The 13107-nt window shown below is 77.1% G+C and carries 12 protein-coding genes; 2 read left to right on the top strand and 10 right to left on the bottom strand.

Annotated features, from left to right (window positions below; genetic code table 11):
* Positions 1-113: 113 nt before the first annotated feature.
* The 10 genes from ABWI07_RS43110 to ABWI07_RS43155 form a co-directional block, all read right to left on the bottom strand.
* On the bottom strand, positions 114-1070 hold the full coding sequence (locus ABWI07_RS43110; RefSeq protein WP_353822088.1) for a UDP-glucuronic acid decarboxylase family protein: 957 nt from the start codon (positions 1068-1070) through the stop codon (positions 114-116).
* Between the two features lie 9 nt (positions 1071-1079).
* The gene (locus ABWI07_RS43115) at positions 1080-2048 is read right to left on the bottom strand and encodes a glycosyltransferase family 9 protein (protein ID WP_353822089.1); all 969 of its coding nucleotides are present in this window, start codon (positions 2046-2048) and stop codon (positions 1080-1082) included.
* Positions 2039-2716 carry an SDR family NAD(P)-dependent oxidoreductase gene (locus ABWI07_RS43120; RefSeq protein ID WP_353822090.1) on the bottom strand — a complete coding sequence of 226 codons (678 nt, stop codon included), beginning with the start codon at positions 2714-2716 and terminating at the stop codon, positions 2039-2041. Before ABWI07_RS43120 ends, ABWI07_RS43115 begins: the two co-directional genes overlap by 10 nt.
* Positions 2713-4110, bottom strand: coding sequence for a PfkB family carbohydrate kinase (locus ABWI07_RS43125; protein WP_353822091.1), 1398 nt, complete (start codon positions 4108-4110; stop codon positions 2713-2715). Before ABWI07_RS43125 ends, ABWI07_RS43120 begins: the two co-directional genes overlap by 4 nt.
* A 78-nt stretch (positions 4111-4188) precedes the next feature.
* The gene (locus ABWI07_RS43130) at positions 4189-4794 is read right to left on the bottom strand and encodes a D-sedoheptulose-7-phosphate isomerase (RefSeq protein WP_353822092.1); all 606 of its coding nucleotides are present in this window, start codon (positions 4792-4794) and stop codon (positions 4189-4191) included.
* Complete coding sequence (locus ABWI07_RS43135) at positions 4794-6014, bottom strand: glycosyltransferase (RefSeq protein ID WP_353822093.1); 1221 nt, start codon at positions 6012-6014, stop codon at positions 4794-4796. The genes ABWI07_RS43130 and ABWI07_RS43135 overlap by 1 nt, the downstream gene beginning before the upstream one ends.
* A gap of 8 nt (positions 6015-6022) precedes the next feature.
* A complete protein-coding gene (locus ABWI07_RS43140) occupies positions 6023-7018 on the bottom strand; it encodes a glycosyltransferase (protein WP_353822094.1) in 996 nt (331 codons plus the stop codon).
* Positions 7015-8043 (bottom strand): glycosyltransferase family 9 protein, encoded by a 1029-nt coding sequence (locus tag ABWI07_RS43145; RefSeq protein ID WP_353822095.1) that lies wholly within the window; start codon positions 8041-8043, stop codon positions 7015-7017. Before ABWI07_RS43145 ends, ABWI07_RS43140 begins: the two co-directional genes overlap by 4 nt.
* Positions 8040-9557: an HAD-IIIA family hydrolase gene (locus tag ABWI07_RS43150; RefSeq protein WP_353822096.1), complete on the bottom strand. Its 1518-nt coding sequence runs from the start codon at positions 9555-9557 to the stop codon at positions 8040-8042. Before ABWI07_RS43150 ends, ABWI07_RS43145 begins: the two co-directional genes overlap by 4 nt.
* Positions 9554-11194, bottom strand: a complete 1641-nt coding sequence (locus ABWI07_RS43155; protein ID WP_353822097.1) for a carbamoyltransferase family protein — start codon at positions 11192-11194, stop codon at positions 9554-9556. Before ABWI07_RS43155 ends, ABWI07_RS43150 begins: the two co-directional genes overlap by 4 nt.
* 229 nt (positions 11195-11423) lie before the next feature.
* Between ABWI07_RS43155 and ABWI07_RS43160 the strand changes: the two genes are divergently transcribed.
* Positions 11424-12311, top strand: coding sequence for a glycosyltransferase family 2 protein (locus ABWI07_RS43160; RefSeq protein WP_353822098.1), 888 nt, complete (start codon positions 11424-11426; stop codon positions 12309-12311).
* 12 nt (positions 12312-12323) lie between these two features.
* Positions 12324-13046: a glycosyltransferase family 2 protein gene (locus ABWI07_RS43165; protein ID WP_353822099.1), complete on the top strand. Its 723-nt coding sequence runs from the start codon at positions 12324-12326 to the stop codon at positions 13044-13046.
* Positions 13047-13107: the final 61 nt, after the last annotated feature.

Below are 13107 nucleotides of genomic sequence, written 5' to 3' on the forward strand. Positions count from 1 at the left end.
CCGCCGGGGCGTCGGGCGCGCCGCGGGCCCGGCGGCCCCCCCCCCCCCGGCGGGTCGGGGGGGGGCGCCCCCACCCGCCCCCGGGCCCCCCCCCCCGCGCCTGTGCCGGGCGGTCAGGCGGGCCGCGCGACGACCAGCTCCCTGGCGAACCATTCGATCGTGGTGCGCAGGCCTTCCTCGATGGAGATCCGCGGTGCCCACCCGAGCACCTCCTCGGCCAGCGCGGTGTCGGGGCGCCGGACGCGCGGGTCGTCCTGCGGGCGGTCGACGAACCGGATGCGGGACGTCGATCCCGTCAGGTCGATGACCAGCCGCGCCAGGTCGGCCATCGAGATCTCGTAGGGGCTGCCGATGTTGACCGGCCCGGGATGGTCGGAGAGGGCGAGCGCGACGATGCCCCGGACGGTGTCGTCCACGTGGCAGATCGAGCGCGTCTGCGAGCCGTCGCCGGTGACCGTGAGGTCCTCCCCGGTCAGCGCCTGGCGCAGGAACGTCGGGATCGCGCGGCCGTCGTCGGGCCGCATCCGGGGGCCGTAGGTGTTGAAGATCCGCACGATCGCCGCGTCGAGGCCGCGGGAGTGCCGGAACGCCGACGTCAGCGCCTCGCCGAACCGCTTCGCCTCGTCGTACACGCTGCGCGGGCCGACCGGGTTGACGTTGCCCCAGTACGACTCGGGCTGCGGGTGCACCAGCGGGTCCCCGTACACCTCGGACGTGGAGGCGAGGACGAAGCGCGCGCCCTTGGCCTCGGCGAGGTCCAGCGCGTTGCGGGTGCCCTGGCTGCCGACCTCCAGGGTCTGGATCGGGTACTTCAGGTAGTCGGCGGGGGACGCCGCGGACGCCAGATGGAAGACGTAGCCGACGTCGCCGGGGACGTTCACCGGCTCGGTCAGGTCGCGTTTCAGGAAGTGGAAGTCCCGCCGCTCGGCGAGGTGCGCGATGTTGCGGGAGGTGCCGGTCAGCAGGTTGTCCAGGCACACCACCGAGATGCCCTCGGCGAGCAGCGCCTCGCACAGGTGGGAGCCGAGGAAGCCGGAGCCCCCGGTGACGACGGCGCGTGGATGTCTCATCTTGTCCCCTCATCGGTTCGGGCGGGCGAGTGCCCTCCCGGCGGCCTCGACGGCCTGGTCGGCTGTGATCTCCAGCAGCCCGGGGCAGGGCTCGCGTCCGTGCGGGTCGCCGCGGCGCCCCGCCCACAGGACGCGGTGCTCGGCGCGGTCGGGAGGCCCCCACCGGTCGGGCGGCGTCGGTCCGAACAGCAGCACCGACGGTGTGCGGTAGGCGGTCGCCAGGTGCGCGACCCCGGTGTCGCCGCAGACGACGAGCCGGGCCTGCGCTACGAGCGCGGCCAGCCCGGGCAGCGGGGTGCGGCCGGACAGGTCGGCGGCGCGGCCGAGCCCGGCGAGCTCCACGACGCGGCGCGCGAGGCCGGCCTCGCCGGGGCCGCCGGTCACGACGACGCGCTCCCCGCCGTCCCGCAGGGCCGCCGCGACGGCCGCGAACCGCTCGGGCGGCCAGCGGCGCGCCGGGAACGCCGCACCGGGATGGACGACGACGGCTCCCGGCGCGGGGGAGGCCGCCGCCGGCGCCGGCAGGCCGAGGTCGGCGGGGTCGGCGTCGAACCCGTAGGCCGCGACCAGCCGGCACCAGCGGGCCACCTCGTGCTCGCCGGGGTCCCAGGCGGGGCCGCCGGAGTGCGGCGCGCCGGGGCAGGCGAACGCCAGCAGCCGCCCCGGTTCCAGGGCCGCGAGGAGCCGGTGGCTCTGCGGACCCCGTCCGTGCAGGTTGACCGCGACGTCCACGGGCCCCGCGGGCGGCAGCGGGGCCTCCAGGCCGTCCGCCGGCAGGACGTCGTCGACCACGCCGGTCGCGCGGGCGAGCGGCGCGAGCACCGGCGGCGCGGCGAGCGTGATCCGCGCCTCGGGCATCCCGCGCCGCAGCGCCCGTAACGCCGGGACGGCGGTCAGCAGGTCGCCGAGGCCGAGCGCCCGCAGCACCAGCGCCCCGCGCGCCGCTCCGCCCGCCGGCGAGGCGGCCGTCACGGCCACGAGGGCTCCTCCGAGGGGCACACGACCAGCTCGCGGACCTCGCAGCCGGGCGGCTGGGCGAGCGCGAACGCGATGGCCGCGGCCACGTTCTCCGGCCGGTTCAGCTTCGCGTCCGGGCCGGGCTTGTACTGGTCGGCGCGGTCGTCGAAGAACGCGGTGTCCATGCCGCCCGGCACCACCATGGTGACGGCGACCTTCCCGGCCGTCTCGGCGGCGAGCGCCCGGGTGAAGCCGACGACGCCGAACTTGGACGCGCAGTACGCGGTCGCGTCGCTCACGGCGCGGAACCCCAGGGTGGAGGCGACGGTGACGACCCGCCCCTGCGGCTCGTTCTCCAGGTACGGCAGCGCGGCGCGCACGACGGCGGCGGTGCCGAGCAGGTTCACCTGGACGACCCGCTCCCAGTCCTCGGCGGGGACCTCGCACAGCGCGCCGCAGGCGTCGATGCCGGCGGCGGTGACGACGGCGTTGAGCCCGCCGGCGGCGCGCGCGAGGCCGTGCACGGCGCGCTCGGCGCAGCGGCGGTCGGCGAGGTCGGCCTGCATGTGCTCGAAGTCCTGCTTCGGAGGGTGCCGGTCCAGGATGAGGGGGCGACCGCCGTCGTCGGCGACCTTCCGCGCGACGGCCGCGCCGAGTCCGGAGGCGCCGCCGGTGATGAGGACGTTCATGACGCGTTTCCCTTCGTGGTCGACAGCAGGCGGGTGGTGGAGCGCCCTTCCAGGAGAGGCAGCAGGACCACCTCGCCGTCGTGGGCCCGGACCGTCTCGGCCTCGGGCAGGGCGGTCCCGGCGTAGTCGGCGCCCTTGACCCACACGTCGGGGCGCAGCCGCTCCAGGAGCGGCGCCGGGGTGTCGTCGTCGAACACCAGCGCGGCGTCGACGTCGCTGAGCGCCTCCAGGACCCGGACGCGGTCGGCGGCGGGCGTCACCGGGCGGGAGGGCCCCTTGCGGCGCCGGACCGAGGCGTCGGAGTTGACGCAGACGATCAGGCAGTCGCCGAGCCGCCGCGCCTGCTGCAGCAGGCTGACGTGGCCGGCGTGCAGCAGGTCGAAGCAGCCGCCGGTCGCCACGACCGTGCCGCCCGCCCGCCGGGTCCGCTCGACGACGTCCCAGGCGTCCTCGCCGCGCTCGGGGACGAGCCGGGCCGAGCCGGTCTCGGCGAGCTGCGCCGCGACGGCCGCGGCGGCGCCCGCGCGGACGAACTCCGAGGCCCGGTCGACGCCCTGGGTGACGGCCGCGGGCAGGTCCGCGCCGTCGGCGAGCGCGCCGACGACCCCGGCGGCGAAGCTGTCGCCCGCGCCGCACGAGTCGCCGCGGGCGGGCCGGGCGGGGGCGAGGAACGGCGCCTCGGATCCGTCGCACAGCAGCGCGCCCTCGGCGCCGAGCGTGACCGCGACGCCCTCGATGCCCCAGGACCGGCCGAGGTGCCGGCCGCGCCGCCCGGCGGCCGACAGGCCGAACCCGGTGATGTCGGCGCCGTCGGCCGCGGCGAGCCGGGCGGCCTCCTCCTCGTTCGGGGTGAGCAGCCGGACGCCGGGCACCGGCGGCTCGCCGCGCGGGTGCGGGTCCCACACGACGGGCACGCTCGGGGGCAGCCCGCCGAGCAGGGAGCGGACCGCGCTGTGCCGGGAGACGCCGCGGCCGTAGTCGGAGACCAGCACGGCGCCAGCTCCGGCGATCGCCTCGGTGACGCGGGGGCCGACGGGCCCGTCGAGGGCCTGCCCGTCCCCGGCGTCCAGGCGCGCCACCGACTGGCCGCCGGACCGGAGGCGCAGCTTGCAGGGGGTCCCGCCGTGCAGGTGGAGCGCCGCCACCTCCACGTGCCGCTCCAGCATCGCGCGCAGCCGCCGGCCCGGATCGTCGTCGGCGAGCGCGGTGACGAGCACCACCTCGCGGCCGCCCGCCGCGGCGAGCAGCGCGGCCAGGCCCGCGCCGCCGGGGCGGGGCCGCTCCTCGGCCTGCTCGACGACGGGGACGGGCGCGTCCGGGCAGAGCCGGCTGCTGCTGCCGACGACGTCGATGTCGAGCAGGACGTCGCCCACCACGACCAGTGGCGCCGTCATGGCACCTCCTTCCGGAGGGACGGCCGCCCGTGCCGGCGGGCGCGGGCGGCGCTCCTTCCGCCGCCGCGCGGGCTCCGCTCAGTCATGCCGCACCCCCAGCGCGTCGTCGACCGCCCCGCACAGCAGGTGGATCGCGGCGAGGTGGATCTCCTGGACGGTCGAGGTCGAGGCGGCCCGCACGGTGATCGCGTCGTCGCACGCGGCGGCCAGCGGGTTCGGGCCGGGCCCGGTGACCGCCCAGGCCGCGAGCCCGAGCGTCCGGGCCCGGCGCGCGGCGGCGACCACGTTGGGGCTGCGCCCGCTGGTCGACAGGCACACCAGCACGTCCCCGGGGCGGCCGTGCGCCTGCACCTGCCGCTCGAACACGTTGGCCGGGCCGTAGTCGTTGCCGATCGCGGTGAACGAGGAGGTGTCGCCGTGCAGCGGGATCGCCGACAGCGGCCGCCGCTCGTCCTCGAAGCGGCCGACGAGTTCGGCCGTCAGATGCTGCGCCTCCGCCGCGCTGCCGCCGTTGCCGCAGGCGAGCAGGCGGCCGCCGGCGCGCAGGACGCCGGCCAGGCGCCGGCCCCACGCCTCGAGGGTGGGGACCTGCTCGCGGAACCGCAGCGCGGCCTCGGCGAGTTCCTCGAGCCGCTGGTCGTGGAGGGTGGACGTGCGTGTCCCGATGCCGGGTTGCGCGGTCATCAGGCGGCCACCTCGCTCAGCGCGGCGGCGTGCCGGTAGACCCCGGCGGTGTCGGCGGCGACCCGGGCCCACGAGTAGTGCTCGCGCGCCCGTTCGCCTCCCGCGCGGCCCATCGCGGCCCGTTTCGCCGGATCGTCCAGCAGCCGCCGGATCGCATCGGCGGCCCTCTCCGGGGCGCGCGGCGGGACGACCGCGCCGGTGACGCCGTCGACGACGGTGTCGAGGTGCCCGCCGACGGCGGTCGCCACCACCGGGACGCCGCAGGCCATGGCCTCCAGCGGCACCATGCCGAACGGCTCGTACCAGGGCAGGGTGACGACGAGGCTCGCCGAGCGCAGCAGCGGCGGGACCTGCTCGCGGCCGAGCCTGCCGAGGAACTCCACCCGTCCGGCGACGCCGGCGTCCGCCGCCACGCGGCGCAGCCTGCGCACCTCGGGGTCGGCGCCGAGGCCGTCGCGCGGCGGCCCGCCCGCGACCAGCAGCTCGGCGTCCGGCAGCTGCGCCAGCGCGCGGACGGCGGTGTCGACGCCCTTGCGCTCGACGAGCCGGGACAGCACGACGAGCCGGTGCCGCCCGCCCCCGGCGCCGGCCCGGCCGCCGGGGGAGAAGAGGTCGAGGTCGACCCCGCACGGCACCACGCGGACGCGGTCCCGGGGGACGCCCATCGCCGTCAGCTCGGCGGTCTCGTCCGAGCAGGTGGCGACGACGGCGTCGGCCGCGCGCCCGATCGCGCGCTCCAGCCGGACGCGGGAGGCGGGGCTGGTGTCGGCGTCGCCCTGGTGGCGCCGCTTGACGGCGCCGAGCGCGTGGTAGGTCTGCACGACCGGGACGCGCGCGGCCCCCGCCGGCCGGGTGGCCTGGACGGCCGCGAGGCCGCTCATCCAGAAGTGGGCGTGCGCGACGTCGGGCGGGTCGTCGGCCCAGCGCCGCTCCAGGTACCTCCCGAAGTCGTGCATCCACGGCAGCAGGTCGTCCTTGGCGACGTGCTCGGCCGGGCCCGCCGGGACGTGCTCCACGGTCACGCCGGGCGCGAACCGGACCCGCTCGGGCAGGGCGGCCGCGTCCCTGCGCGTGTAGACGGTGACGCGGTGCCCCTGCCTGCCGAGCTCGGCGGCCAGTTCCGCGACGAACACGTTCTGCCCGCCGCCGTCCGCGCCGCCCAGCCCCTTGCCGGCGGGACCGCGCCCGGCGGCGAGGGGGCTCGCGTGCTCCGAGATCATGGCTATCCTCATCGCGTTACCTCCTGGAGAGTTCGCCGCCAGTCGCGCAGGAACCGCGCGAGCCCGTACCGGTCGACGGCATGGGCCCGCGCCTCCTTGCCCATCTGGCGGGCGCGCGGCGGGTCGGACGCCAGGGTCCGCGCGGCGTCGGCCAGGGCGGCGACGCGCGTGGACAGCACCCCGGCCTCGGGCGGGACCGCCTCGACCGCCTCGGTGGTGGCGAGCGCCACCACCGGGAGGCCGAGCATCATGGCCTCGATCAGCGCGAGGCCGAGCGAGGTCCACCGGTAGGGGTGGACGTAGACGCGGCGGCGGGCGAGCTGCTCGTGCATCCTCGCCTGCGGCAGGTCCTCGAAGGTCCAGAGCGACTCGTGCGGGATGCCGAGCCGCTCCGGCGCGCCGGCGACGTTCATCCCGAACAGGTCCAGGGGGACGGCGGCGGCCAGGCCGGCCAGCAGGTCGGCGCCGGCGACGCGCCCGCGGCGCAGCGGGTCGTTGATCACGACGCCGGCTCGCGGCAGCTCGGCGGTGTACCGGTAGCCGGGGTCGACGACGCCGTGCTCGATGACCGTGGTCGGGGCGCGGCCGCAGTTCCAGAACAGCTGGTTGAAGTGCGTGACGTGCACGACGGGGATGTCGGAGCGGTCGTGCAGGAAATGGCGGCTGTCGGGGACGACCTCCTCGGGGAGCCCCACGTCGGACGGGGTCCGGCGCGGGGTGTCGTGCTCGACGTAGACGGCGGGGACGTCGCGTCCGGGGCGCCGCCCGAGCCATTCCTCCGCGAGCCGCAGTTCGTGGGGGCGCTGGAGCACGACGGCGTCGACGTCCTCGCCGCGGAGCCGTTCCGGCGGCACCTCGACCGCCCGGTCGGGCCAGTGGAAGGTGTCGGGGCGGCCCTTCCCGTCCGGGCCCCGGTCGGGGGTGACGGGGACGAGCGTGGTCTGCGGGCCGTGGACGAACGAGGTCGCCCACGATCCGTGCACGTGCCACATCAGGACTCTCACGGGGCGGGCACCTCCCTGGCCGGCGCGCCGAACTCGTCCGACGCCACGATCTCCACGGCGGCGGCCACCTCGTCGGCGCTCACCGACGACAGGCAGGGGTGGCCGTCCACCGGGCACTCGCGGGCGCGGCTGTCCTTGCAGGGCGCCCGCTGGTCGCCGAGCAGCGCCAGCGGGACGCCGAAGGGGGCCCACCGGGCGGCCGGGACGGTCGGCGCGAACAGCGACACGACCGGCGTGCCGACGGCCGCCGCCAGATGCGCGGGGCCGGTGTTGCCGGCGACGACCGCGCAGGCGCTCCGCAGCACCGACGCCAGCTCGGGCAGGCTGGTGCGCCCGCCGAGGTCGAGGCCGTCCTCCCCGGCGACCAGGGCGGTCAGGTCCTTCTCGTCCTTGTGGCCGGTGACGACCACGCGGCGCCCCGCCCTGACGAGCAGCCGCACCGCCTCGGCGCAGTGGCCGGGCGGCCAGGCGCGCGCGGGGACGGAGGTCCCGGGGTGCACCACCACGTAGCCGGGCCCGCCGGTGAGGTGGTCGATGTCGGGCAGCGGGCCGCGGACCCGCAGCCGGGTGTCGCCGGGGGAGGGGAACCCGGCGTCCTCCACCAGCGCCAGCATGCGCAGCGGCTCGGGCACGTCGGTGTCGGGCCGGTGCCGCAGGTCGAGCAGCGACCCCGGGTAGTCCTCGCTGATGCCGCCGATCCAGGGCGTCCCGGCGAGCCGCAGCAGCAGCGCGAGCGGCAGCGGCGACTGGTGGAACGAGGTCAGGATCAGGGCCCGGTCGAACCCCTTCAGCTCGCGGACGAGGCGGTCGACCGCGGCCTGCTCGACGGGCACGTGGTCCGGGTCGATCCACGGGGCGCGCCACTCGACGACCCGGTCGACGCCGGGCAGCATGTCGGCCGCGGCGCGCCCGCGCGGCCCGCACAGCAGCACGACCTCGTCGGCGCGTTCGGCGACCGCCCGCACGGCGGGGCCGGCGAGCAGGACGTCGCCGATGTTGTCCTGGCGTGCGACGAGGACTCTCATCGGCGACGCCTTCCGCCGAGGACGAGATCGACGGCGGCGTCCAGCGTCGGCGCGGTCTCCCGCGCCCGCGCGACCTCCGCCCGCCGGGTCCGGTCGGTGGGGACGAGGATGCCGCGCGCCCCGGCCGCGGCGGCGGCCTCGAGGTCGCCGCCGATGTCGCCGATGACGGCGCAGTCGGACGGTGCCACCCCGAGCCGCTCGGCGGCGCGCTCGATCAGCCCCGGGCGCGGCTTGCGGCACGCGCAGCCGTCGCCGCCGTCGTGCGGGCAGAACTCCCACACGTCGATGCGGCCGAGCAGCTCCTCGACGCGGGCGTTGACGCGCCGCACGTCCCCGGCGGTGATGTGCCCCTTGGCGATCCCGGACTGGTTGGACACGACGCCGATGCGGACGCCGTGCCGCCGCAGCCGGTCGAGGGCGCGGCGGGCGCCCGGCATCGGCTCGACCCGTGCCGGGTCGCCGTTGTAGGGGACGTCCCTGATCAGCGTGTCGTCGTGGTCGAACAGCACGGCGCGCGGCCCGCCCCACGCCCGCGCCCGCCGGTGGACGGCCAGGCCGCGCAGGCGGTGCCAGACCGCCGCGGGCGGGATGGCGGTGCTGGTGACCAGCATCCTGACCACCTCGCCCGGGGTGCGGGGCCCCGGCCGGATCCGCTCGTAGGCGAACCGCCCGGTGAGGCCCGCCCAGGCTCCCGCGGCGGTGAGCGCGACGGCCGCGCCGCCGCGGCCGCGGGGCGCCGCGGGGAGCGCGGCGAGGGCGAGCAGTCCCGCCGCGGTGGTGGCGGCGTGGCGGCGCAGCAGACCGGGGCCCTCGCCGGCGCGGCGGCGCCAGTCCGGGCCGTGCACGCGCCACATGAGGACGTCGTCGGCGTTCCCGGCCTGCGCCCGCACCGACGCCCAGAACCCGGCCGGGCGGACCGGATGCGTCAGCCGACGCTCGCCGAGGACGAGGCCGTGCCCCGCGTCCATGGCGCGCAGTGCCAGGTCGGCGTCCTCGCGGTAGGCGCGGCGGAAGCGCTCGTCGAAGCCGCCGAGCTCGGCGAGCACGCCGCGGCGGTAGGCCATGTCCGCGGTGATCCACTCGGCGTCCGCGAGCGCGGCGGTGTTGCGCTCCCAGTCCGTCGGGGCCCGGTCGTCCGGCGGCGGGACGGTGACGCGGCCCTGGGAGCCGCCGACCTCGGGCGGCAGGCCGGCGAGGTCGGCCGCCAGCCGGGCGGGCCACTTCGGCCCGGGGACGACGTCGTCGTCCAGGAAGGCGACCCACTCGGTCGTGGCGGCGCGCCAGCCGGTGTTGCGCGCGGCGGCGGGGCCGCGGCCCCCGGAGCGCAGCACCCGGATCTCCGGCCCGGCGGACGGCGGCAGCGGAAGCGGCGCGCCGGGCGCCGGGCGGTCGTCCACGACGATGATCTCGTGCGGGGCCGGGCCCGCCCCGTCCTCCAGCGCGGTGAGCAGCGCCTTCAGGGTGACGCGCAGGCTCGGCCTGCCGATCGTCGGGATGACGACGGTGTGGCTCATCGGGCGTGCACCTCCCGGCGGCGCACCACGAACGGTCCGATGGCGAGCAGGTCGACCGGCGCCGAGCCGAAGCACTCCAGCGCGTCGCGCGGGTCGTCCGCCATGGGGCGCCCGGCGGTGTTCAGGCTGGTGTTCACCATGACCGGCAGCCCGGTGCGGCGGCGGAACTCCTCCAGCAGGCGGGCCAGCAGCGGCTCGTCGGCGGCGTCGACCGTCTGGACGCGGGCGGTGCCGTCGACGTGCACGACGGCGGGGATCCGCTCGCGCCACCCGGGCCGCACCCGGTGCACGAACAGCATGTAGGGGCTCGGCAGCGGACCCTCGAAGATCTCGGAGGCGTGGTCGAGCGCGACCATCGGCGCGATGGGCCGGAACTGCTCGCGGCCCTTGACGTCGTTGAGCCGCTCGACGTTCCCGGCATGGCCGGGATGGGCGAGGAGGGAGCGGTGCCCGAGCGCGCGCGGGCCGAACTCCGAGCGCCCCTGGAACCACGCGACGACCTCGTTGCGGGCCAGGGCGTCGGCGACGGCGGCGGCCAGGTCGTCCGGCCGCTCGTAGGGGATCCTGGCGGTATCGAGCCGCGCGGCGATCTCCGCTTCGTCCCATCCCCGGCCGAGGTCGGCGCCCGGCATGGCGGCCGGCGGGTCGCCGCCCGACCGCGCGACGTGCAGGGCGGCGCCGAGCGCCGTCCCGGCGTCGCCCGCCGCGGGCTGGACCCAGACGTCCTCGTAGGGCCCGGCCTCGGCCAGCCGGGAGTTCGCGACGCAGTTGAGGGCCACGCCGCCGGCGAGCATCAGGCGGCGGGCGCCGGTCCGGCCGTGCAGCCAGGCCGCCAGGTCCAGGACCACCTCCTCCAGGCGGGTCTGGACGCTCGCGGCGAGGTCGGCGTGGTCGCGGGTCCACTCGGCGCCGGGCCTGCGGGCCTTCGCCAGGGAGCCCCAGTCGATCGGGGCGACGGCGAAGCCGCCGTCCTCGGTGGCGCGGACGTGCTCGCGGAGCTCGTCCAGGAAGCGCGGCTCGCCGTAGGACGCGAGCGCCATGACCTTGTACTCGTCACTGGAGCGCAGGAAGCCGAGGTGCTCGGTGAGGTCCTCGTACATGAGCCCGAGCGAGTGCGGGAGGCGCTGGGCGCGCAGCGGCGTCAGCTCGCCGCCCTCGTACGTCCCGGCCAGGTGCGAGTGCGACTCGCCGCGGCCGTCCAGGACCAGGACGTCGCCCTCGCCGGGCCCCGGCGCGGCGAGCGCGGCGGACGCGGCGTGCGCCACATGGTGCGGCACGTACCGGACGATCCCGGGATCGAGGCCCGGCAGCGCGGTCGCGAGGAAGTTGGGGGCGCGCTGCGCGTACAGCGTCCGCAGGCGCTCCCACTGGGCGTCGTGGCCGTCGATCCCGGGCTCGACGAGTCCGGGATCGTAGGAGTAGGCGACGGCGTCGAGATCGCCGGGCTCCAGCCCGGCCTCATCGAGGCACCACCGGGCGGCCCGCTCCGGCAATTCCCATGCGGAGAAGGGCACCGGCCGCTTTCCGTGCTTGCGCCGGCTGAAGCGCTCCTCCTCGGCCGCGGCGACGACGGTGCCGTCCGACACCAGCGCGGCGGCCGGGTCATGGAAGATCGCGTTGATTCCGAGCACGCGCATGAGTACCCCGTTTCGGCGCAGCGTTCGGTGAGGGAGGGGAAGTGCCGTCGTCTTAGGCACCGCGCCCCGGCACGGAGCGGCCGGAACGGAATCCCCTATAGGTAATTCGGGACATTGCCGAGAAGTAGCCCCCTAAACGCTGTTACCAGAAGAGTCGCAGGTAATAGAAGTGGCAGGTGATGCGGCATTCGTGCACATAGTGGAGAAGGTGGGGGGTAGTGGCCGATTCATGCGCTTCACCGTCGTCGTCATCACCCGGGACCGGCGGCGGTCCCTGCTCGCCGCCCTGGCCGCCGCACGCGCGCTCACCGAGCGGGCGCCGGTCATCGTGGTGGACAACGCCTCGCGGGACGGGACCGCCGACGCCGTCGCGGAGGAGTTCCCGGAGGTCACGCTGATCCGCTCGCCGCGCAACCTCGGCGCCGTCGCGCGCAACCTCGCCGCCGACCATGTCCGCACGCCCTATGCCGCGTTCTGGGACGACGACATCCGGTGGGACCCGGACGCGCCGTCGACCGCCGCCGGCCTCCTCGACGCGCACCCGCGGCTCGCCGTCGTCACCGGCCGGATCCTGGTGGAGCCCGGCGGCCGCGAGGACCCGATCGTCCCGGAGCTGCGGCACTCGCCCGTCCCCGGACCGCCGTGGCTGCCGGGCCCGGCGCTCGGCTCGTTCCTGGCGGGCGCCTCCATGGTCCGCCTGGAGGCGTTCCGCGAGGCCGGGGGGTTCTCCCCGCGGCTGTGGCTGGGCGGCGAGGAGGAACTGCTCAGCGCCGACCTGATGGCCCTGGGCTGGCAGCTGTGCTTCGCCGAGGACGTCGTCGTGCGCCACGAGCCGTCCCCCGTCCGCGAGGCGCACCTGAGGCGCCGCCACGGCATCCGCAACACCCTGTGGTTCACCTGGCTGCGCCGCCCGCTCCCGGTCGCCCTCCGCCGGACGGCCGTCCTGCTGCGCACCCTGCCGCGCGACCGCGTGACGGCCGCCGCGCTCGCCGAGGCCGCCGCGGGGCTGGCCTGGGTGGCCCGAGAGCGCAGGACGCTGCCCCGCGACGTCGAGGACCGGCTGCGCCGCCTGGAGGCGTCCCAGCGCGCGTCCAAGGCCCGCCGCTACGTGAGCTGAGGAGACCACCGCATGCCGGACGTGACGATCGTGGTCGCGACCCGCGACCGGGCCGCCGAACTGCGCCGCAGCCTCGGCCACCACACGGCCCCGGTCATCGTGGTCGACAACGCCTCCAGCGACGGCACCCCCGCCGCCGCCGAGGCGGCCGGGGCGACCGTGCTGAGGCTGCCGTCCAACCGGGGCGCGGCGGCCCGCAACGCCGGGGCCCAGCTCGCGGCCGCCCGCTACGTGGCCTTCGCCGACGACGACTCCTGGTGGGCCCCGGGCTCCCTGGAGCGGGCGGTCGAGCTCCTCGACGCCCATCCGCGGACCGCGCTGCTCGCCGCGAGGGTCCTGGTGGGGGAGGAGGAGCGGCTCGACCCCGTCTCCGAGGCGATGGCCCGCTCGCCCCTCGGCCGCCCCGAGGACCTCCCGGGACCGGCCGTCCTCGGCTTCCTGGCCTGCTCCGTCGTCGTCCGCAGGGACGCCTACCTCGGCGTCGGCGGCTTCTCCGACGTCCTGCACTTCGGCGGCGAGGAGGAACTGCTCGCCCTCGACCTGGCCGCCGCCGGATGGGGGCTCGCCTACGTGCCGGAACTGGTCGTCCACCACCATCCGGCGGCCGCGGGCCGCGATCCGGCGGCCCGCCGCCGCCGGCAGGCCCGCAACCGGGTGCTGACCGCGTGGCTGCGCCGCCCGCTCCCCGCGGTCGCCCGACCGGCAAGCCCCGCGTGGAGAACACCGTCCCCCTGAACGGCAACGTGCTCCTGGTGGCCGCGACCAACGCCGCTAAGGCGCCGGCGGGGAAGTACTG

Source organism: Actinomadura sp. NPDC000600, assembly GCF_040492135.1.
Taxonomy (GTDB): domain Bacteria; phylum Actinomycetota; class Actinomycetes; order Streptosporangiales; family Streptosporangiaceae; genus Spirillospora.

What these genes read in the sequence shown, in the direction of transcription:
- ABWI07_RS43110 (WP_353822088.1), bottom strand. Translation starts at nt 1,070, where the DNA reads ATGAGACATCCACGCGCCGTCGTCACCGGGGGCTCCGGCTTCCTCGGC.
- ABWI07_RS43120 (WP_353822090.1), bottom strand. Translation starts at nt 2,716, where the DNA reads ATGAACGTCCTCATCACCGGCGGCGCCTCCGGACTCGGCGCGGCCGTC.
- ABWI07_RS43125 (WP_353822091.1), bottom strand. Translation starts at nt 4,110, where the DNA reads ATGACGGCGCCACTGGTCGTGGTGGGCGACGTCCTGCTCGACATCGAC.
- ABWI07_RS43130 (WP_353822092.1), bottom strand. Translation starts at nt 4,794, where the DNA reads ATGACCGCGCAACCCGGCATCGGGACACGCACGTCCACCCTCCACGAC.
- ABWI07_RS43135 (WP_353822093.1), bottom strand. Translation starts at nt 6,014, where the DNA reads ATGATCTCGGAGCACGCGAGCCCCCTCGCCGCCGGGCGCGGTCCCGCC.
- ABWI07_RS43145 (WP_353822095.1), bottom strand. Translation starts at nt 8,043, where the DNA reads ATGAGAGTCCTCGTCGCACGCCAGGACAACATCGGCGACGTCCTGCTC.
- ABWI07_RS43150 (WP_353822096.1), bottom strand. Translation starts at nt 9,557, where the DNA reads ATGAGCCACACCGTCGTCATCCCGACGATCGGCAGGCCGAGCCTGCGC.
- ABWI07_RS43155 (WP_353822097.1), bottom strand. Translation starts at nt 11,194, where the DNA reads ATGCGCGTGCTCGGAATCAACGCGATCTTCCATGACCCGGCCGCCGCG.
- ABWI07_RS43160 (WP_353822098.1), top strand. Translation starts at nt 11,424, where the DNA reads ATGCGCTTCACCGTCGTCGTCATCACCCGGGACCGGCGGCGGTCCCTG.
- ABWI07_RS43165 (WP_353822099.1), top strand. Translation starts at nt 12,324, where the DNA reads ATGCCGGACGTGACGATCGTGGTCGCGACCCGCGACCGGGCCGCCGAA.